We start from the raw sequence: 17,539 nt of genomic DNA, 5'->3' as shown, positions 1-17,539 counted from the left end.
GTCTGAACGAGGAGTTCCGCCGCCGCATCAAGACCCAGACCGTGCTGCCCTGCGCTGAAACCGTGCCGATGCTGCTCTGGGCGCTCCTGGCGTCAGGGCAGATCCAGATGCGAAAAGTCGATGGCTGGGAAACCCTTTCTCAGCCTCTCGTGCCGATGTCTCTTGACCTCGCGGCCTGACCGGAGCCAACGTTACATGCTCGGAGCGCGCTGCTCGCCAATTTCCACCACATTCGCGACACGACCGCATCATGGCGATGAAAAATTGATTGTCTGGCATGGGCTTCACGGTCCTGTGCCAATTTTGATCCATATCCGGCCCTGCGGGTCGGGGAAGGCAACACCCGCTGCCCGGCGGGAAGCACCCTGTTGAACAAGGAAGTCAATGCCATGCCGATCAGTCTTGCCGCCGCTGCACAGACCTACCGCGAAGCCGCGCGCGATGCGGTGCGCCGCCATTCGACCTTCCACCTGGTACAGGCGGCGCTGCTGGTCGTCGCGGGGATCGTCGCCATCGTCTTCCCGGCCTTTTCTTCGGCTGCTGCCGTCGTGGTGTTCGGCTGGCTGCTGATCGCCAGCGGCATCATTCAGGCCATCGGCCTGATCAGCGCACGCCATGCGCCGAACTTCTGGCTGCAGATCATCTCGGCCATACTTGGTGTGTTGCTGGGCATTCTGCTCTTGCGCAACATCGCGCAGGGGATGCTGCTGCTGTCGCTTCTGCTGATCATCTTCTTCATGATCGAGGGGATGTCGAAGGTTGTCTTCGCATTGACGATCCGTCCCTTGCCCAACTGGCTTTGGGTTTTTGCCAGCGGGGTGCTCTCGGTCGTGCTGTCGCTTGTGCTTTTTGCCGCGATGCCGGTCACTGCGCTGTGGCTGATCGGGCTGATGCTGGGGCTCGACCTCATCGCCATTGGCGCGGCCCTTGGTGCGATGGCGTGGAGGCTTCGCGGGCAAGCGGTGCCCGCCGCCTGATCCCCTAGGGCGCCCGGCTTCGGGCGCCATTTTCTTGCAATGAATTGACTGAAAGGCGCCGAAATGGCCAGCAACCCGAAATCGCAGACGCGAAAAACCCTTCCCATCGACCTCGCCTTGCAGGGGGGCGGTTCGCATGGGGCGTTTACATGGGGCGTTCTGGACCGCATCCTCGAGGAAGACTGGTTCGAGATCGATGGCATTTCCGGCACCTCGGCCGGCGCCATGAACGCGGCAATCCTGGCGGCCGGCATGGCCACCGGCGGGCGGCAGACCGCGCGTGAGATGCTGACCGCCTTCTGGCGCCGGACGGCCGATGCCGCGCGCTTCAGCCCGTTCAAGCGCGGGCCGCTGGAGGTCCTGACGGGCAAATGGACGCTGGACAACTCGCCCGCCTTCATCGCCATGGATCTGATGGCGCGGCTGATCTCGCCCTATTCGCTGGGTGGGGCGGCAGGGAACCCGCTGCGCGACATCCTGACAGACCTGATCGATTTCGACGCGCTGGCGACCGGGCCGGTCAAGCTGTTCATCACGGCAACCAATGTGCACACCGGGCAAGGCAGGGTGTTCCGCAAGCATGAGGTGACGGCCGATGTGCTGCTCGCCTCGGCCTGCCTGCCATCGATGTTCCAGGCCATCGAGATCGACGGCGTGCCCTATTGGGACGGCGGCTATGCGGGCAACCCGACGATGACGCCGCTCGTGCGTGAATGTGAAAGCCTCGATACCGTTCTGGTGCAGATCAACCCGGTCGAGCGGCGCGAGACGCCGCGCACCGCGCGCGAGATCGCAAGCCGCCTGAACGAGATCTCTTTCAACGCCCAGCTACTGAAAGAGTTGCGGATGATGGCGCTGCTGCGCCGTGTCATCGACCCCGGCAATGGCGAGGCGCGGTACTGGAAAGAGATGCGCCTGCATCGCATCACCTCGGACATCATGGTGGACCTTGGACATTCCTCGAAGCTGAATGCCGAATGGGACTTCCTGAAGATGCTCTTCGACGAAGGGCGCCGCGCCGCCGAGGATTTCGGCCGCACCCATATTCAGGACATCGGGGTGCGTTCGACCTTCGATATCGACGCGCTGGCGGACGAGCTCTGACATGCTGGGTCTGCTGGGTATTCTGTTGGGCCTTGCCCTGATCATGGTGCTTGCGTTCCGCAGTTGGACAATCCTGCTGCTGGCGCCTTTGGCTGCTGCGGTGGCGGCGCTTTTTTCCGGTCAGCCGATGCTGGCGCACTGGACGCAGACCTTCATGCCTGCGGCGGCGGGGTTTGTGGCGCAGTTCTTTCCGCTTTTCCTGCTGGGCGCATTGTTCGGCAAGCTGATGGACGACAGCGGATCGGTTTCAGCGATCGCCGATTACATGACGCGCCGGCTCGGCCCCTCGCGGGCGATCCTTGCCGTGGTGGCTGCGGGCGCGATGGTCACCTATGGCGGTGTCAGCCTGTTTGTGGCGTTCTTCGTTCTGGCGCCAATGGGGCAGGCGCTGTTCAAGGCGGGAAGCGTGCCGCGCAGGCTGCTTCCGGCGGCACTCGCGCTTGGAACCTCGACCTTCACCATGTCGGCCATGCCGGGAACGCCTGCGATCCAGAACGCGATTCCGATGCCGTTCTTTGGTACCACCCCCTTTGCCGCACCTGGGCTTGGCATCATAGCCAGCATCATCATGGCGGCCATCGGCCTGGGCTGGCTTTCCTTCCGCGAACGTCAGGCCAAGGCGCGGGGCGAGGGTTATGGCGCGGCCGAAAAAGGCTCCGCCGTCTCGCGCGAGCTGGCCAGCACCGCACGCGAGTTTGACCCTGCCGAGATCAGCCGCGCCGGATCCTGGGGCGGGCGGCCACCGATCGGCCTGGCCATTCTGCCGCTGGTTCTGGTTGTCGTGGTCAACCTGATCCTGACGCAGTTCGTGCTGCCCAGCATGGATTTCGACTTCCTCTCGCAGCCCGCATGGGGCGAAACCACCCTGTCGGCTGTCGGCGGGGTCTGGTCGGTGGCGCTTGCGCTTCTGGTCGCCTGCATCGTGCTGGTTGCCATGAACCGGCGCCGCTTTCGCAATCTGCGCGAAAGCATCGACTCGGGCGCGACGGCCGCAGTACTTCCGATCATGAGCGTGGCAAGCCTTGTGGGGTTCGGCGCGGTCGTGGCGGCCCTGCCTGCGTTCGAGATGGTGCGGGACTGGGTTCTGGGCATCGGAGGCGGGCCGCTCGTGTCACTGGCGGTAGCGACGAACATCCTTGCCGCGTTGACCGGATCGGCTTCGGGCGGGATGACCATTGCGCTGCAGGCCCTTGGCCCCACCTTCATGCAGATCGCGTCAGACACAGGGCTGGACCCTGCGCTGATGCACCGGGTGGCCGTGATCGCCTCGGGTACGCTGGACAGCTTGCCGCATAATGGCGCGGTGGTCACGATGCTTGCGGTCTGTGGCTGCACGCATCGCGAAAGCTATCTGGACATCGTCATGGCCGCCATTGTCAGCGCGCTTGTTGCCCTTGTGGCCGTGATCGTGCTTGGCACAGCCTTCGGTTCCTTCTAACCCGATAGGGACAGAGCTTCGGGATCGTCATGACACAGCCCACGCCGACCGCCGCACCACCGGCCCTTTTGAACATCACGCTGGGCGTCATGCTGGCGCTGATGCTGGGGTGGTTCTTCCACATCGCCTCGGGCGTTCTGGTGCCAATGGTGCTGGGGTTGATGATCTCTTATGTGGTCATGCTCATCCGCAGAAGACTGATCGCCAAGATCCCCAGCCTTGACTTTCGTCGCAGGTTTCACATGTAGTAACGTAACCACAATCGGAGGCCGCGATGACGATTCATACGATCAGCAGCCGTGAACTGAACCAGGATCTGGCCCGCGCAAAACGGGCGGCGCTTGACGGTCCCGTGTTCATCACGGACAGAGGCCGACCGGCCCATGTCCTTATGAGCTTTGCCCAATATCAGCAGATGAGCGGCCAGCGCCGCAACATCCTCGATGCACTTGCGGTGCCGGGGCTGTCGGACATCGACTTTGAGCCGCGCAAGACTGAGATCATGTCCCGACCGGCCGATCTGTCCTGATGTTTCTGCTCGACACCAATGTGATTTCCGAGTTGCGCAAGGCGGGGGATGGCAGGGCCGATGCCAATGTCACCGCCTGGCTGAGCGGTCAGGATGCCGCGGCACTGTTCATTTCTGCAATTACCGTGATGGAACTGGATATCGGCGTGCGCCGCATCGAGCGGCGCGATGCGGCGCAGGGAGCCTTGCTCCGGGCATGGTTCGCAGAACGGGTCCTGCCGGAGTTCCAGGAGCGGGTTTTGCCGGTAGATACAAGCGTGGCGCTGCGCTGCGCCGGCCTTCATGTTCCTGATCCGAGATCAGAACGGGACGCACTGATAGCGGCGACGGGGCTGGTCCATGGCTTCACGGTCGTGACCCGAAACACCGGTGATTTCAAGGACACGGGGGTGATCTTGCTTAACCCTTGGGTCAGAGTGTGACTGACAGCCGAAAGACCCTGTTACACGCCTTTGAGGCAGACGCGGATCACTACTGCACCTGTTCAGGGGACGCCTTCTCTCGCTTCTCGGTCGAAAAGTAACCGGGATAGGGATTGGCAGGTCCGTAGCCTATCCCGTTCTCAACGAAGAAGCCCAATCGCCCGAGCAGCCACGCCCGGTGCCAGCACGAGCCCGCCAGCAGCAGACGCAGCCAGCGTGGCGGTTGGCGGCCCGAATAGCCAGCGAGGTACATCTGGTGCAAAAGGCTGTTGCGATGGCGCGTGGCAGTGCGACCCTTACCCATCCTTCCCGACCGGAACGACCGCAAACCGATCAGCCGTCAGCGAGGTTTCATAGACGATCTGTCCGTCCTTGGCGTAATTGCTCTCGCCAATCCGCCCCCTCACATGGACGAGATCCCCCGGCTTCAGGTTCTCCTTCAGCCAGGCGAAACCCGCCGTGCTGCGCTCAAAAAGGGTGACGGTGTTCCAGTCGGTGCGCTCGCGCAGCTCGCCGCTGTCCTTGTCCTTCCAGCTGTCGGTTGCGGCGATGCTGACCTTTAGGACCTTGCCGCCTCCAAGCTCGGTTCTGCGGCCGACATAGCCCTGAATCTGGAATTCCGCAAAGGTGTACAACATCTTATCTTTCCTCGTTACGATACTGGATTGAAGGCTCGCCCTCGAAAGGGCGCCTACTTCCCGAGCCTCCGTGCCCGCTCTGCGACCCGGACGATTTGCCCGCCGGCGGCAAGAGCGGCAGATTTCACGGCGGGCGCATTCTGGGCGATCTGGCGGCCGACCATTTCGCCGGTGCTGAGATTTCCCATTCGCTCGCGCGCCTGCACGCCGCGGGTGTTCAGCATCCCACGGGTCATGGCTGCAGTTCCGGCAGCAACAGCCGGCCCCGCCACCACCATGAAGTTCCCCGACAGCCCGCGCACGATCAGAGGCGTTGCAGCAACGAAGCCCTTCGCCAGGAAGATCATGACGAAGAAGGGGATAAGCGAGCCGATATTGGTGGCAGATTCCGGGTCTCCGACCTGCGCAAGGAGGGCGTTTGCCATGCCCACCACAGTCGAGAACATCGCGGCGATCACCACCGGGTAGAACGCATAGCTGACGGTTGTGGAAACCCAACGGTGGAAGAAGTCCTTGGTCGCATCGAACAGCGACAGGGCGATCATCACCGGCGCCAGGCCTAGCATCAGCGAGAGCATCATCTTGGCAAAGATCAGCACGATCCCGGTCATGAAGCCGAGGATGCTGAGCAGAATGAGGCCGATGCCGCCCAGGATCGCGCCCGTCATCCAACCCAGATTACTGCCGATCGCATTGAGATAGGCCGAGAACCGTTCGATCAGATTGTCGAACTCACCGGCAAAGTGCGTCGCGCCAGCACCGCCGCCTCCGACCGATGCGACCAGCGCCCCTGCGATATAGTCCAGACCGCCGATCACCGCATTTGCGACCGCGTTGAAGCGGGTCCAGTTGAAGGCGAAGAACCCGATCAGGGTCAGCTTCAGCAAGTACCAAAAGAAGGTCGCGCCATCCATGCTGCGATATTGGAAGGCCATGTTGATACAGAGGCCGATCAGGGAAAGCGTGACCATCAGCAGGGTGATCGTGCCGATATTGCTCGCAACAGCCCCAAACTGCGATTCCGCAGCCGAGGCGAGGAAGCTATCGGCCGAACCGACCATCCAGCTGACAACACCCATTACCAGTTGCCCTGCGCTTCGCAGACAGCTTGAACTGCATGGCGCAAGTCGTTGGCTTGGCGACGCAATACCCGTTGGGTCTGTGTGTGCTCAGCCTGCGGTAGGTCAGCGAAGCGCTCGGTATATTCCGCGTCAGCAGCTGTCCAATCCGGGAAACGTGTTTCGCAGGAACAATCGCCATTTGCCACGATGGTTTCCCACGAGCGCAGTTCATAGAGGGCCATCACAGTCAGCGCCTTGTAGGCTTCGCGGGGAGAGACATTTTCAACCCATGCCGGGCGCTCGGGCCTGTCGTTGCAGATACGGTACCGTTGCGGCTCAAGCGTGGGTGTCAGATCGTTGGTGACGGGAGTTTGCCCGATGGCCGGAAGTGCGGCAGCGAAGATGGCAGCGGTGAGAACGAGGACACGCATGGGGGTTTCCTTTCATCATTCGGAGGCAAGGCGTGAGGGGACCTCATCAAGTCCAATGCCGGGCAAGTAGAATTCGGTGATGCCTCTGGCCCCCTCATGGCGGCCGGCCTGAATGATCACGTCGATCGAGCCTTCGATGTAGGTGATCATGTCGGCATAGGTCATCGGAAGGTCCGTCTTCAGCGCCGCGATGGCAAGGCGCCGGACGGCGAGCTGCGGTGTCTCGGCGTGAAGCGTCGTCAGAGATCCGCCATGGCCGGTATTGATCGCTTCGAGGAAGGTCATGGCCTCCTTCCCGCGCACCTCGCCCAGAACGATCCGATCCGGCCGCATGCGCAGGGTCGAGGTCAGGAGCGCATCGGCGCTGCGGGCGTCGGATTCCCGGTCCGAGATCAGCGTCACGACATTCGGCTGCTCGGGCCTGAGTTCGGCCGCTTCCTCGATGGTCAGGATACGCTCGTCATCCGGGATGAGGGAGATGATCTTGCGGGCGGCGACCGTCTTGCCGGTGGAGGTGCCGCCAGAGACGATCATGTTCAGCTTGTTTTCGACACAAAAGCGTAGAGCCGCATCGATCTCGCCCGAGGCCACCACCTTCCGAAGCGCGAGGTTGCGTTCCTTGCGCAGACCTTCAAGGCTACGTTCGCGGCCGTAGAGGAAGCCAAGCCTGATCTGCTCGAGCGGGAGCGTCGAGAAGAATCGCAGCGAGATGGAAAACCCGCCTTCGACGGCCGGCGGCTGGATGACCTGAGCCCGGATCGGTCGATCCCCCCAGAGGATGCTGACCGAGACGATGGGCTTGCGGTTGCTGAGCGTCGTGTTGGCCGCCGAGGCGATTTGGTTGCCAAGGTCCCTGATCTCGATCTGCGTGAGCGGCTGACCCAGGTCTCGCATGAAGTGATCGCCCTGGAACTCGCCCCAGACCCGGCCATCGGGGTTGATGCATATCTCGATCACATCAGGGCGGCGGATCGGATCCCCCAACCGTGCCAGCGAGGCTTCGAGGTAGCTTGCCGGCATCAGAGGATCTCCAGATCGCGATCGACCATGACGGTGATGCGGGTGCCCTGCGGCACACGGATCACCGGGCGGATCGAGAGATAGTCCTGCATCACACTGCGGCTGGTATCGCGAAGGTCCGTGGCCACATCGCTTGCCGCATCCGAGGTCGTGTCGTCGTCGATGCTCGCTGCGGCTGCGGCGGGGACCGCGCCGATCAGGGAGATCAGCGCGGCCGATCCGAACCGCGTGCCAAAGCGGCTGTCGACATGGCCTGTGACGCCAGAGCGGCCGAGTTCATCCCCGCCAAAGGCGCTGATCTGAACCGTCTGGTTGTCGGGCAGAATGATCCGATCCCAGCCAACCATCACCCGGGATTGCGCGAGCGAGACCTCAGAGCGGTAGCGCCCGATCAACTGGGCACCGCGCGGGATCAGAATGCGGGTGCCATCGAAGGAATGCACATCTTCCGAGACGACCGCCCGGATCACGCCGGGCAGGGTGCTGTCCATGGCGGTTTCCAGCACCGCCTGGATCATCGTGCCCTGCACGACGGTGTGGCCGGGGTTCACGATGATCTCGGCCCGGGTCACGGGCGCCGCCGCCGCGCCGCCCCGCACGAAGGCCTCATCCGCGCTGAGACGTGCCGCCTCGACCTCGGATTCTCCATTCGCTCCCCCACCCACGCCGGACCAGGCCAGCATGGGGGAGGTAATGCGTGCCTCGCGTGCCGCAGCCTCTGCGGCCCGCCTGCGCTCGAGCTCGGCGAGCCGTGCATCTTCCTCGCCGGTGCCGGGCGCTCCAAGCCGAGCGATCTCGAGATCCATGCGAATGCGCTCCAGCTCGCGGTCCCGCTCGACCAGCTGCCGCTCAAGAGCGCTGCGGGCTTCCGCGTTCGAGGCGTCCAGTGCCGCCAGTTGTGCTGTCAGATCCGCGATGGCTGCCTGTGAGGCTGGATCGCCCGTCTCTACGGGACGCGCACGCAATTCGGCCAGTTCCGCTTGCAATCTGCCGAGCGTTTCTCGCAACTCGAGCTCTGCAGCGCTTGGCCCTTCAGGAACCGGCGCGGGCGCCGGAGCGGGTTCTGGGGCCGGGGTCGCGGGGAATTCGCCGAAGCCTGACCCGTTGCTTTGGAACTCCTCAGCCGCCGCCGTGGGCAAGCTGGGCTCGGTCTTTGGCTGTAGGAGCAACCATCCCAAGCCACCAATCATCAGAATAGCGGCGCTGCCGAGCAAGGCCGCAAAGAGAGAGGGGCGGGCGGGCGCTTTACGTTTTCCCGTCGAGGCTTCTATGGCTTTGAGGCGGGTGGCAAGGTCGTCAGGATCACTGCTCATGACGATGCCGCGCCTTCAGCGCCTGACATATCCTGGATGCAGATGACATCTTCGCCGAGGCGCAACACCCACTGGCGGTGAACCCCGGAGACCCGAATCACGCCTTCTTCCTGCGCGACGGAATTCACAGTTCTCTCCCGCCCGCCGGTCCAGCGGAAGATCGCGGGGATCGGCGCATTACGCGGGAAGCGGAAATAGGTGAAGGTGCCATCGTCCCAGACCGCGGTTGGCGTAAACTCGGTCTGGCTGCTCACAGCATAATTGCTGTTCGGTGCGCCGGCGGCGACGGCATTGACGGCAGGCGCGGCGGCATCCGGATAGCGAAACTGCACGACATAATGCGGGGTCTCGCGCGCCTCGACGACATGGAAGTAGTAGGAGCGCCGGTTTGTATAGACGGTGATATTGGTGGCGACATTTGACGCCACGGGCTTGATGGCAAAGGCCCGGCCGCCGGGCACGCCGTCGAACTGGAACCCCGCTGTGTCACCGGCGATGATCGAGCGGATGGTTTCCCCCTCGCCGAACTCGATCGAAGTGACACGGGTCAGATTGGTGACCACACGGTAAACTTGTCCCTCGGTCCAGGTTGCAACCCGGACCCGGCTGTCGTGCGAGCCAGGGCGCGGTGTCGTCTCGGCGAATGCTGGCAGAGCAGCAACGATCAGGAATGCGGAAAGAAGCCGGGAAGGGAAGAGTAGGCGGGGCAGGGCGAGCTTCATTCCGACCGGTCCGATCTGATGGCATATTGGGTGACGGTGAAGCCGAAAGGGTTCTGCCAGACATCGTCGATGCTGCGGGCGTGTTCCGGGCGGAACTCGAACATCAGCGTTGCGGTGAAGAGCCCGACCTGACCGCCCTGCGGGCTTGTCAGGCGCTTGCGCAGGCGAACCTGGGCGCGGTTTTCGCCGATCAGGGTGATGCTTGCGATCTCGACCGCCATCTCGGATGTGGCGCCGTAGCGGGTCGGAGGAAAACTCTCGTGGCCGCTGGTCCACATGGCGCGCATGCTGGCCTCGGCCGCACCGCTGGATTGCGCCAGCACCCGGTTCACGCGCAGATCGTTGTCGAGCTGATTGTAGGTCTCCCGATCCAGGATGTAGCGATAGATCTGGGACTCGATCACCGCAGGGCGCTCAGACAGTCGCACCGCTTGGACAGTCGCGTTCGGCAAGGCGAGCCCGCTCTCCGGGTCATAGGGCACGACCACAGGCAGGGGCGGCTCGACAAGGATCGCGACCGCCGCAGCCGCGAGGCAGCCCAGAACGCCGAAACCAGCCCCGGACAGACCGATCACCCGCCACTGGCGCTCCCGGCGCAGCGCACCGTAAACCAGCTCTTCCTCGACGACTTCGCGCAGGGCCATGTTCGAACCGGCCGTCATTCGAGGCTCGGCATGGTGAAATCCATGTAGCGCCGTTCCTCGGCGATGGTCGCGGCATCGACCACGCCCGCGTTGCCCGCGCCGATGGTCTGGATTGCCTCCAACTCCCACATGCGTGTCATGGCGATCGCGAGCTCCGCCGTGACACGGGTGTTATGGTCCATCGAGGCCTTCAGATCCTCCATATCGGGGATCATTGCGACGAGGCGCTCGACCCGAGCCAAGGACTGCGCAGCCTCCTCATGGCTGTTCTGTGCTGCGGCCGACAGTACCGCGCCCGTGGTCGCCCGTGTCGCGATGCCCTCAGCACCGGGATTGCCGCTGGTGGCGATCTCACGCAGGGTATCTTCATCGAAACCGGCACTCGCCAGAGCCTGTTGCATCTGGGTGCGCATCGGCCCGGCGGTGCCCCCGAGCAGATTGCTCCAGTCGCCTTGCTGGATGCCGCGGATCAGGCCGGGGATGTCTTCGAACTTGGCCTCGAGAAGCTGATCGAGGTCGCCGCCCATGAGCAGGCCGAGGATTTCGCGCGGTCCGGTGAGGGAAGCATACATGCTCTGCAACTGATCGAACTGCTGCTGGAGCATATCCAGCTGTTCCAGCGCGTTCTCGAAAATGTCGCTCTGGATCCCGAAATCCTCCAGCATCTGCTGCAGCTGACGGATTTCCTGGGCGATGTTCTGGGTATCGACCGTGGGCACGCCCTGGGCCGAGGCGCCGCCTGCGAGGCCAAAGCAGAGCGCTGTGCTGATCAGAAACTGTCTCATCGCAAATCCTCCAATCGGAAATCCATGAACCGCCGCTCGGCCGCCTGAGCGGCGGCCAGCGCGATCTGTTCATCACTCAGGGGTTGGGTCTGCGCTGCTTTGAGCCTTGTGCGGATTGCGACAATCCGGGCCAGTTCGGCACGCGCATAGGTGTTCAGGGCAATGGACGCCTGCACGTCTTCAGTCGCTCCGATAATCCTAATTATGTCATATAAGCGCTGTGCCGCAGCCTGAACCGACACCATGGAATAATCGCCATAGACACCGGATCCATGCGCCGAGAGGCTGAAGCTCGCATTGGCCAGCAGCACGGGATCGAGGGTGCCAAGCGCATCGGGGCCGCCCACCATAGCGAGGTACCGATTGTACTGCGCCGGGATGACCACGACATAGTTCTGGGTCTCGGCAAAGGGTGGCACGCCGCTGTATTGCTGCACACGGCCGGGCCCGGCGTTATAGGCGGCGAGCGCATGGATGATGTTGCCGTCAAACATGCCGAGCATCTGCGCCAGATAGCGGGCGCCGCCGGTCACCTGCAGATAGGGATCATCGTAATAGGCCGGGTAGATGCCGAGATCACCGGCAGTGCCGGGCATGATCTGGGTCAGGCCGAAAGCGCCGACGCCAGACTGAGCGCCGATCTGGAAGCGGCTTTCCTGCCAGATCAGAGCCTGAAGGAGGCAGCGCCATTGCACCGGCGTCAGGCCAGCGCGCGACACGCCGGAAAGAGAGTAGGTGTCGCGGGCTCCGCGGATGATCAGCTCTTCGACCGTTTCGCGGGCGTCTCCGAACAGGCGGGTGGCGGCGGGGTTGCCGTCTTCGGTCGCAAAGAGCGCCGATGCAGCCGTCTCTCCCCCGTTCCCGGCCTCCAGCGCGGCCACACTCGCACCAACGGACACACTGGCGCCGACAGTCATGGCGCCAAGGATGTTCTCCAATGAGGCCAATTGCTGGCGCTCAATTTCGGCCAGTTCCTCTTTCCGGCTCAGCCGATGCCGCTGCAACGCGATGTCCAGATCCCGCTGTGCGATCGTCGCCGCCGTTCTGGCAAAGCCCTGAGCGTCAAAGGTCGGTACGCCTTGGGCGCCCAAGGGCTGCGCCAGAGAAATGCCGATCAGAGCCTGGGACAGGAACGGTGCCAGAATCCGGGCCATGCCGTCAGTCCGCCGCGCCAATCAGAGTGAAGGCGCACGGGTCTGCCGCTCGCGACACCTCACCGCCCATGGTCGAGACCGTGACGCCGGAAGGACGTTCGACAAAGCTGAAGCAATTGGCCCGTGGGGCCTGCCCGCCTGCACAAGCGGCAAGGAGCAGGAGACTGCCGAGGACGGGAAGATGAAGAAACCGGGCACCAGTTACACGAGACATCACGACTTCTCCTTCCAGAAATCAGGGCGGTCGCGGTAATCCGCCCCCACGAGTTGCTCGCCCTTCTCCATTCCGCCAAGGACGGTCACGAGAGGGCCGAGGGCTGAGAGATCGGCATCAATGACAACCGAGCCACGGTCGTCGCGCACCAGCGCAAGGCGCGAGGCGGTGCCCACGCCCAGAAGGACATCGAGTTCCTTCTCGCTGAGACCGAGCATCGCGTAATCGGCCGCGCTGGCGCGGATGTTTGGCAGCAGGATCTGCGTTGGCACCGCCTCGACGATGGTCTTGCCGGTACGGGTGCGCTCGAGCTGGCTCGCGTATTGCGTCATCATCACAACGACCGCGTTCTGTTTGCGGGCGGTGACCAGCCAGTTGCTCAGCCGATCCGCGAAGTAGCCATTGTCGAGCGCTTTCCAGGCCTCGTCGATCAGGATCACCGTAGGGCGTCGATCCTCAATCACCCGCTCGACCCGGCGGAAGAGGTAAGAGAGCACGGCCATCCGCTCGCGCTCACTCTCGGAATCGAGAATACCGGTCAGGTCGAAGCCGGAAACCTCGCCGCCGAGCGAAAAGCCGTCTTGCGGGTTGGCCCCGAAGATCCAGCCATAGCGGCCGGTCTCGGTCCATTCCTGCATCCGCTCGAAGAGATCGCCGTCATCATCGGTCGAGACCAGCAGTGAGGCGAAATCTGACCAGTTGCGAAGTCCCGCGTGATCGGCGCCAGCATTCTGGCGCACAACCTCCTGCAGACGGTTGGTCTGCACCGGCGTCAGCGGTCGGTCGCGGCGCTCAAGGAGCGTGGCAAGCCAGTCGGCCAGCCAGGCCTGGCCGCGATTGTCGATCTCGGTCTGAAGCGGGTTCAGTCCGGTGGGCTTTCCTGCACGGACCGTGGCGTAGCTGCCGCCAAGGGCGCGAACAGCCATTTCCATCCCGGCGCGGTAATCGAAGATGAAAAGCCGCGCACCGGCCCGCCGGGCCATGGTCATGAGAAAGGCGGCCAGCACCGACTTCCCGGAACCGGGACGCCCGAGGATCAGGGTGTGGCCGCCGGTCGGTTCCTTCAGCGGCGAGCCCTGTTCATGGAAACTGAAACGGAAGCCGCTGCGCTCTGGTGTCGGAAACAGCGTGATCGGCACGCCCCAGGGCAGTTCCTCACCGGTCTTCCCAAGAGGGGTGCGGTGGAAGGTCGCGAGATCCGCGAAATTGTGGTTGGTGATTGCCGCCTTGCGGCTCCGTGCGCCCGTGTTCCCCGGATGTTGCGCCATGTAATGCGCGCGTGATCCGAAGCCCTCCGAGATCAGGTTGATGCCGGAACTGGCGGAAATATTGCGGATCTCGGCGCAGATATCCTCGAGATGGGCGCGGGTGCGCGCATAGACCGCCACGGTCATATGGTGTTCGCCGAAGATCAGCCGCTTCGATTCCAGATCGTCCTGCGCCAGTTCCAGCTCCTGGGCCAGACTGACCGCGCCATCATTGGCGGCCTGCATCAGCCGAAGCTGGCGTTTGATCCGACCGGCCATGATGTTCGAATTGATCGGCACGAAGGAATGGGTGACCACCATATCGACCGGCAGGTTCAACTCATCGAGCATCAGGCTGTCGGTTTTGGCCGGGTAGTTTTTGACGGCAAAGATCGTGCCGAACTTGTCGCCCACGGCGCCATCAGTCAGATGGATCTCTGCGCTGCGGAAGGTCACGCGCGTGTTGGCCACGTCCTCGGCGAGGATGCCGAGGCGCGAGGCCGGGAAGAGAGGGTGCTCCTCGCCCGTGTTCAGGCTGCCGAGGAAGCCCAGCAACTCGCCGCTCTCGGCCGTCAGCAGGCGCGGCTTCAGATCGGAGAAGCTCGAGAGCATGAAGCCCACCACCTCATCGAGCTTGCGCAGGCGCCGCACAGTGTCAGCGGCCAGCCGGGCGCGGGAGGCCGCCGCAACGAAGGGGATCCGGCTGCCAGGGTCTGGGCGTTTCAGGATCGAAAGCGTGAGGGTCTTGTCGCGCAGCCCACTCTTCGCAAGCTGTGCCTGCCAGCGGGCGTCGACTGCCGCTTCAAACCCATCACCCGGGATCGGTGGCAGCCGCGTGTCCACCGCTTTTGACACCTTGTGCAGATAGAAGGAGAACTCCGTCCCGACCTGCGCCACCACACCCGCAAGCAGTGCCCCGATCCGGTCGAGATGGCTATCCTCAGACGTGGTGCTGTTCACCCCCTCAAGGCGGATGCATTGCATCAACTCGTTGCCCCGGGTACGGATCGTGTTGCCGGCGACTAGGCTGACATAGGGCAGCATGTGTGCGAGCCGCTTTTCCTTCCCGGCCCATTCCGGCAGCGCCGAGATCGGGTCGAGTGCGAGATCGGCGCTATCTATTGCTTTGGTCTCGGCATCACGGGGCATAGCTGTCTCCCCCATGATGCTTGCGATTCCGCGTCGGCGGGGTTTCCTGCAGCGTGATCACCAGCACGTCGAGGAAGTTCGGATCCCAATCCGCAGCCTTCCATAAGAGCGGCCAGGCAATCCCAGCCGCCACGACGATGATCCAGCTCTGGACCCAGAGGAACAGCATCGACGATCCAAAGAGCCAGACCATGGCATACATGATCGGCAGCCCCATCAGCTTGGGGGGCCGCAAGAGGCCGATGAAGACGCGCGACTGTTCCGCCATGACCCTCAGACCTCAGGTGGTCCAGATCGCGGCAACAATGGTCGGCGCGGCGGCGATGCCAGCGATAGCCACCAGCACCCAGAGCGCCTGGCGGAAGTCGAGAATCCCGAAGAGCCAGGACAAGAAGACACCGATCAGCGCCAGCGTGCCGATCACGATGCCCAAGGGACCGGTGATCGCATCAACGATGCCTTGCAGCAGTGTCTGCACCGGCGAGAGGTCGATACTCTGTGCTAGCGCAGGACCTGCGAGCACCACAAAGGCCATCGTCATGACGGCCGTGACGGAAGGGGACTTCATCAACTCGTTCCTTTCAGCCGCGCATAAACGGCCTGCACACGGGCCACATGGCCCTGGGTCTCAACATAGGGGGGGATGCCGCCGTGGCGGCTGACGGCCTCGGGTCCGGCGTTATAGGCGGCTAGCGCCAGCTCCGGCGTGCCGAAGGTCTCGAGCATCAGGAGGAGATAACGGGCCGATCCGTCGAGATTCTGCCGCCAGTCATTCGGATCGACCCCGAGAAAGCTGGCGGTATCGGGCATCAGCTGGCCAAGGCCGATTGCACCGGCATGGCTCAGGGCCGCCGGGTTATAGGCGCTCTCGACCTCGATATTGGCCCGGTAGAAAAGTGCCCAGTCGGTGACAGAAAGGCCCGCCCGCCTCAGCGCGTCATGGCCACCATAGCGCAAGGCGGTGTCTTCGATGCCTTGCAGGATCTCGGGGCTGGCGGAGGCGGGCCGAGGCGCGGCGTCACTGGCACCAGTGTCACCATCATCCCGCGGTGTTGAAAAGAGGAAGAGCCGCTCCGGCTTCTCGGCGCCGAACTGGCGCATGAAGCCAGTATCGGATGACACCGTGGCCAGTTGGCCGTCCAGCGCCACCCGAAAGACAAAGCCCTCTGCGTTCGCGCCGGCCGGAGCGAACGCGGCAAGGACGCAGAGGGCCAGAAGAAGGGATGAAGCCTCAGCCCTGCTGCGCGGGCGGAGGCTCCGGCAGTTGGTGGAGAGAGCGGCCGCCCTCGTCGAGAGGAATATGCGCCGTGCGCATTCCGATATCCGAGAGGAAGCTAACAAGCCCGGCAACGGTCTTAAACTCACGGGCCTTGATGTAATTGCGGCTGGTGACGACAATCTTCTCATCGCCGCCAGCGGGCCCGATCGCCCGCACATACCAAGAGCCGTACCAGGCGTTGAGGCGCTTCTCGGCCGCGGTCCGACAGACCACTTCGGCCAAATAGCCCTGGGCGAGCAGCTGTCGCAATCCGTCTTCTGTAACCACATTCGGGGCGTCTTCTAACATGGTCTCCCCGCGGCTCCTCTCCATAGAATGGGTCAGGCCATGGGGAATCAAATCACCATAGCCGTATCATTACACTATTATTGATGGCAATGATTATTTGATGCCTTGACGGCAGATCATCGCTCCATAAAGGTGGATAGCCCAAGACTGTGGCAAATCAAAGCAATGATGGGGCCTCGTCCGAAACATGGTGAAGCTGCGCCTGATATCCTGCCTTGTCGCCATCATGGTGAGTTGCTCCGCCGCCTTAGCATCATGCGATCCCCCTGAACGGCCATGGTTGCCAAGCGACCCGGCCGATGTACGGGCCTATGCCGATCTGATCCGGGAGGACTTCGAGGGCTACATCACCGCGGTGCAGGAGTATTTCCGCTGCCTCGATGCCGAGCGCGCCCGGGCCTTCTCTGAGGCACAGGAGGTCAGTCAGGATTACGGTCGCTTCCAGAGCGTTGTGGGACACTGAGGCGAAGATCGGATACGCCAGCCACACGACAAGCAATGCAAGAATATTGCATTCAATAATGGTGTATCGTAGCGATAGAGGGTAACTGAGCGAGTCGCCTCCATGTCCCCTGCCCTTCGAACCACCGTTTTGACAGCCTCTCTGGCCCTGACCGCCGCAGTCTCGAGCCCTTCCTCCGTCCAGGCACAGACCTACCAGATCGACTGCGCCATCCTTCTGTGCCTCGCCGGCGGATGGCCAGCCTCTGTCCCCTGCGCGCGGGCCCGCGCCGAGTTCATTCGCCGCATCACGCCCTGGCCGGTCGAGCCACCGCTGCAGATCTGGCGCTGCCCGATGGGCGCATCCCTCGGTGGCGATGCGCCGCTCAGCCCGATGGAGCGGCTCTATGACATTGCGTTCCGCGAGCCGCTTGAAAGTACCCTGCCCATCCCTATCGACGTGCCGGGTCTGACCCTCGCGCAGGCCCTGGAGCAGGCCGATATCGACATCTCCGGCGATGCTTTCGACTTCGTGCGCAGCATCCGGGTTTATCACATCCAGTTCAGCCAGCATCAAAACCGCGATGGCGACTGCATCCGCAGCGATTCCACCCGTCTCGGCTCCTATGGTGCGGATTCCAATGAAGTCGGCCAGGGATTCCGGACTTCTGCCGGCCAGTCAT

General features: G+C 63.2%; 22 protein-coding genes and 1 pseudogene. 9 read left to right on the top strand and 14 right to left on the bottom strand.

Going from position 1 to position 17,539, the window contains the following annotated elements; all coding sequences use genetic code 11:
- The 7 genes and pseudogenes from RT513_RS19385 to RT513_RS19355 all read left to right on the top strand — a co-directional run.
- Positions 1–179, top strand: a pseudogene (locus RT513_RS19385) (IS256 family transposase); the annotation flags it as partial.
- Positions 180–368: 189 nt separating this feature from the next.
- Positions 369–977, top strand: a complete 609-nt coding sequence (locus RT513_RS19380) for an HdeD family acid-resistance protein (protein ID WP_198143212.1) — start codon at positions 369–371, stop codon at positions 975–977.
- A gap of 63 nt (positions 978–1,040) precedes the next feature.
- Positions 1,041–2,081 (top strand): patatin-like phospholipase family protein, encoded by a 1,041-nt coding sequence (locus RT513_RS19375; protein WP_035715050.1) that lies wholly within the window; start codon positions 1,041–1,043, stop codon positions 2,079–2,081.
- A 1-nt stretch (position 2,082) separates the two neighbouring features.
- On the top strand, positions 2,083–3,519 hold the full coding sequence (locus RT513_RS19370) for a GntP family permease (RefSeq protein ID WP_084684278.1): 1,437 nt from the start codon (positions 2,083–2,085) through the stop codon (positions 3,517–3,519).
- A 29-nt stretch (positions 3,520–3,548) separates the two neighbouring features.
- The gene (locus RT513_RS19365; protein WP_035715047.1) at positions 3,549–3,767 is read left to right on the top strand and encodes a hypothetical protein; all 219 of its coding nucleotides are present in this window, start codon (positions 3,549–3,551) and stop codon (positions 3,765–3,767) included.
- Between the two features lie 26 nt (positions 3,768–3,793).
- Positions 3,794–4,048 carry a type II toxin-antitoxin system Phd/YefM family antitoxin gene (locus tag RT513_RS19360; RefSeq protein ID WP_035715044.1) on the top strand — a complete coding sequence of 85 codons (255 nt, stop codon included), beginning with the start codon at positions 3,794–3,796 and terminating at the stop codon, positions 4,046–4,048.
- Positions 4,048–4,470: a type II toxin-antitoxin system VapC family toxin gene (locus tag RT513_RS19355; RefSeq protein ID WP_198672404.1), complete on the top strand. Its 423-nt coding sequence runs from the start codon at positions 4,048–4,050 to the stop codon at positions 4,468–4,470. Before RT513_RS19360 ends, RT513_RS19355 begins: the two co-directional genes overlap by 1 nt.
- Before the next feature lie 296 nt (positions 4,471–4,766).
- Here the strand turns inward: RT513_RS19355 and RT513_RS19350 are convergent, their stop codons facing one another.
- The 14 genes from RT513_RS19350 to RT513_RS19285 all read right to left on the bottom strand — a co-directional run bounded on the left by RT513_RS19350 (position 4,767) and on the right by RT513_RS19285 (position 16,415).
- The gene (locus tag RT513_RS19350; protein ID WP_290690594.1) at positions 4,767–5,108 is read right to left on the bottom strand and encodes a single-stranded DNA-binding protein; all 342 of its coding nucleotides are present in this window, start codon (positions 5,106–5,108) and stop codon (positions 4,767–4,769) included.
- 53 nt (positions 5,109–5,161) lie between these two features.
- Complete coding sequence (locus tag RT513_RS19345) at positions 5,162–6,187, bottom strand: type IV secretion system protein (RefSeq protein WP_035715035.1); 1,026 nt, start codon at positions 6,185–6,187, stop codon at positions 5,162–5,164.
- The gene (locus RT513_RS19340) at positions 6,187–6,600 is read right to left on the bottom strand and encodes a hypothetical protein (RefSeq protein ID WP_035715033.1); all 414 of its coding nucleotides are present in this window, start codon (positions 6,598–6,600) and stop codon (positions 6,187–6,189) included. Before RT513_RS19340 ends, RT513_RS19345 begins: the two co-directional genes overlap by 1 nt.
- Positions 6,601–6,615: 15 nt before the next feature.
- Positions 6,616–7,620 carry an ATPase, T2SS/T4P/T4SS family gene (locus RT513_RS19335; protein WP_035715030.1) on the bottom strand — a complete coding sequence of 335 codons (1,005 nt, stop codon included), beginning with the start codon at positions 7,618–7,620 and terminating at the stop codon, positions 6,616–6,618.
- Positions 7,620–8,933 (bottom strand): TrbI/VirB10 family protein, encoded by a 1,314-nt coding sequence (locus tag RT513_RS19330; RefSeq protein WP_035715027.1) that lies wholly within the window; start codon positions 8,931–8,933, stop codon positions 7,620–7,622. The genes RT513_RS19335 and RT513_RS19330 overlap by 1 nt, the downstream gene beginning before the upstream one ends.
- Positions 8,930–9,655, bottom strand: a complete 726-nt coding sequence (locus tag RT513_RS19325) for a TrbG/VirB9 family P-type conjugative transfer protein (protein WP_035715024.1) — start codon at positions 9,653–9,655, stop codon at positions 8,930–8,932. The genes RT513_RS19330 and RT513_RS19325 overlap by 4 nt, the downstream gene beginning before the upstream one ends.
- Positions 9,652–10,299: a virB8 family protein gene (locus RT513_RS19320; protein WP_035715064.1), complete on the bottom strand. Its 648-nt coding sequence runs from the start codon at positions 10,297–10,299 to the stop codon at positions 9,652–9,654. The genes RT513_RS19325 and RT513_RS19320 overlap by 4 nt, the downstream gene beginning before the upstream one ends.
- Before the next feature lie 14 nt (positions 10,300–10,313).
- Entirely contained in the window at positions 10,314–11,084 is a 771-nt protein-coding gene (locus RT513_RS19315) for a type IV secretion system protein (protein WP_035715021.1), read from the bottom strand.
- Positions 11,081–12,226 carry a lytic transglycosylase domain-containing protein gene (locus RT513_RS19310; RefSeq protein ID WP_313534341.1) on the bottom strand — a complete coding sequence of 382 codons (1,146 nt, stop codon included), beginning with the start codon at positions 12,224–12,226 and terminating at the stop codon, positions 11,081–11,083. Before RT513_RS19310 ends, RT513_RS19315 begins: the two co-directional genes overlap by 4 nt.
- Positions 12,227–12,451: 225 nt before the next feature.
- Positions 12,452–14,848, bottom strand: a complete 2,397-nt coding sequence (locus tag RT513_RS19305) for a type IV secretion system protein B4 (protein ID WP_290690580.1) — start codon at positions 14,846–14,848, stop codon at positions 12,452–12,454.
- A complete protein-coding gene (locus RT513_RS19300; protein ID WP_035715013.1) occupies positions 14,838–15,116 on the bottom strand; it encodes a type IV secretion system protein VirB3 in 279 nt (92 codons plus the stop codon). The genes RT513_RS19305 and RT513_RS19300 overlap by 11 nt, the downstream gene beginning before the upstream one ends.
- A 12-nt stretch (positions 15,117–15,128) precedes the next feature.
- Entirely contained in the window at positions 15,129–15,416 is a 288-nt protein-coding gene (locus RT513_RS19295; protein WP_035715012.1) for a TrbC/VirB2 family protein, read from the bottom strand.
- The gene (locus RT513_RS19290) at positions 15,416–15,997 is read right to left on the bottom strand and encodes a lytic transglycosylase domain-containing protein (RefSeq protein ID WP_254915515.1); all 582 of its coding nucleotides are present in this window, start codon (positions 15,995–15,997) and stop codon (positions 15,416–15,418) included. The genes RT513_RS19295 and RT513_RS19290 overlap by 1 nt, the downstream gene beginning before the upstream one ends.
- 82 nt (positions 15,998–16,079) lie before the next feature.
- On the bottom strand, positions 16,080–16,415 hold the full coding sequence (locus RT513_RS19285) for a hypothetical protein (protein ID WP_290690572.1): 336 nt from the start codon (positions 16,413–16,415) through the stop codon (positions 16,080–16,082).
- A gap of 226 nt (positions 16,416–16,641) precedes the next feature.
- Here RT513_RS19285 and RT513_RS19280 point away from each other — a divergent pair, with 226 nt between their 5' ends.
- Complete coding sequence (locus RT513_RS19280; protein ID WP_084684279.1) at positions 16,642–16,878, top strand: hypothetical protein; 237 nt, start codon at positions 16,642–16,644, stop codon at positions 16,876–16,878.
- A gap of 102 nt (positions 16,879–16,980) precedes the next feature.
- Positions 16,981–17,539 (top strand): hypothetical protein (locus RT513_RS19275; RefSeq protein ID WP_313534321.1); only part of this gene is annotated, 559 nt, incomplete at its 3' end.

The organism is Haematobacter sp., from assembly GCF_032102465.1.
In the GTDB taxonomy this organism is placed as follows: Bacteria; Pseudomonadota; Alphaproteobacteria; order Rhodobacterales; family Rhodobacteraceae; genus Haematobacter.
The sequence above is the reverse complement of the archived record's forward strand: the minus strand, read 5'-3'. Positions and strand labels throughout refer to the sequence as shown.

Excerpts from the sequence above, each read along its gene's own strand:
- RT513_RS19375 (WP_035715050.1), top strand. The coding sequence starts at position 1,041 with ATGGCCAGCAACCCGAAATCGCAGACGCGAAAAACCCTTCCCATCGAC.
- RT513_RS19370 (WP_084684278.1), top strand. The coding sequence starts at position 2,083 with ATGCTGGGTCTGCTGGGTATTCTGTTGGGCCTTGCCCTGATCATGGTG.
- RT513_RS19365 (WP_035715047.1), top strand. The coding sequence starts at position 3,549 with ATGACACAGCCCACGCCGACCGCCGCACCACCGGCCCTTTTGAACATC.
- RT513_RS19360 (WP_035715044.1), top strand. The coding sequence starts at position 3,794 with ATGACGATTCATACGATCAGCAGCCGTGAACTGAACCAGGATCTGGCC.
- RT513_RS19355 (WP_198672404.1), top strand. The coding sequence starts at position 4,048 with ATGTTTCTGCTCGACACCAATGTGATTTCCGAGTTGCGCAAGGCGGGG.
- RT513_RS19350 (WP_290690594.1), bottom strand. The coding sequence starts at position 5,108 with ATGTTGTACACCTTTGCGGAATTCCAGATTCAGGGCTATGTCGGCCGC.
- RT513_RS19345 (WP_035715035.1), bottom strand. The coding sequence starts at position 6,187 with ATGGGTGTTGTCAGCTGGATGGTCGGTTCGGCCGATAGCTTCCTCGCC.
- RT513_RS19340 (WP_035715033.1), bottom strand. The coding sequence starts at position 6,600 with ATGCGTGTCCTCGTTCTCACCGCTGCCATCTTCGCTGCCGCACTTCCG.
- RT513_RS19335 (WP_035715030.1), bottom strand. The coding sequence starts at position 7,620 with ATGCCGGCAAGCTACCTCGAAGCCTCGCTGGCACGGTTGGGGGATCCG.
- RT513_RS19330 (WP_035715027.1), bottom strand. The coding sequence starts at position 8,933 with ATGAGCAGTGATCCTGACGACCTTGCCACCCGCCTCAAAGCCATAGAA.
- RT513_RS19325 (WP_035715024.1), bottom strand. The coding sequence starts at position 9,655 with ATGAAGCTCGCCCTGCCCCGCCTACTCTTCCCTTCCCGGCTTCTTTCC.
- RT513_RS19320 (WP_035715064.1), bottom strand. The coding sequence starts at position 10,299 with ATGGCCCTGCGCGAAGTCGTCGAGGAAGAGCTGGTTTACGGTGCGCTG.
- RT513_RS19315 (WP_035715021.1), bottom strand. The coding sequence starts at position 11,084 with ATGAGACAGTTTCTGATCAGCACAGCGCTCTGCTTTGGCCTCGCAGGC.
- RT513_RS19305 (WP_290690580.1), bottom strand. The coding sequence starts at position 14,848 with ATGCCCCGTGATGCCGAGACCAAAGCAATAGATAGCGCCGATCTCGCA.
- RT513_RS19300 (WP_035715013.1), bottom strand. The coding sequence starts at position 15,116 with ATGGCGGAACAGTCGCGCGTCTTCATCGGCCTCTTGCGGCCCCCCAAG.
- RT513_RS19295 (WP_035715012.1), bottom strand. The coding sequence starts at position 15,416 with ATGAAGTCCCCTTCCGTCACGGCCGTCATGACGATGGCCTTTGTGGTG.
- RT513_RS19285 (WP_290690572.1), bottom strand. The coding sequence starts at position 16,415 with ATGTTAGAAGACGCCCCGAATGTGGTTACAGAAGACGGATTGCGACAG.
- RT513_RS19280 (WP_084684279.1), top strand. The coding sequence starts at position 16,642 with ATGGTGAGTTGCTCCGCCGCCTTAGCATCATGCGATCCCCCTGAACGG.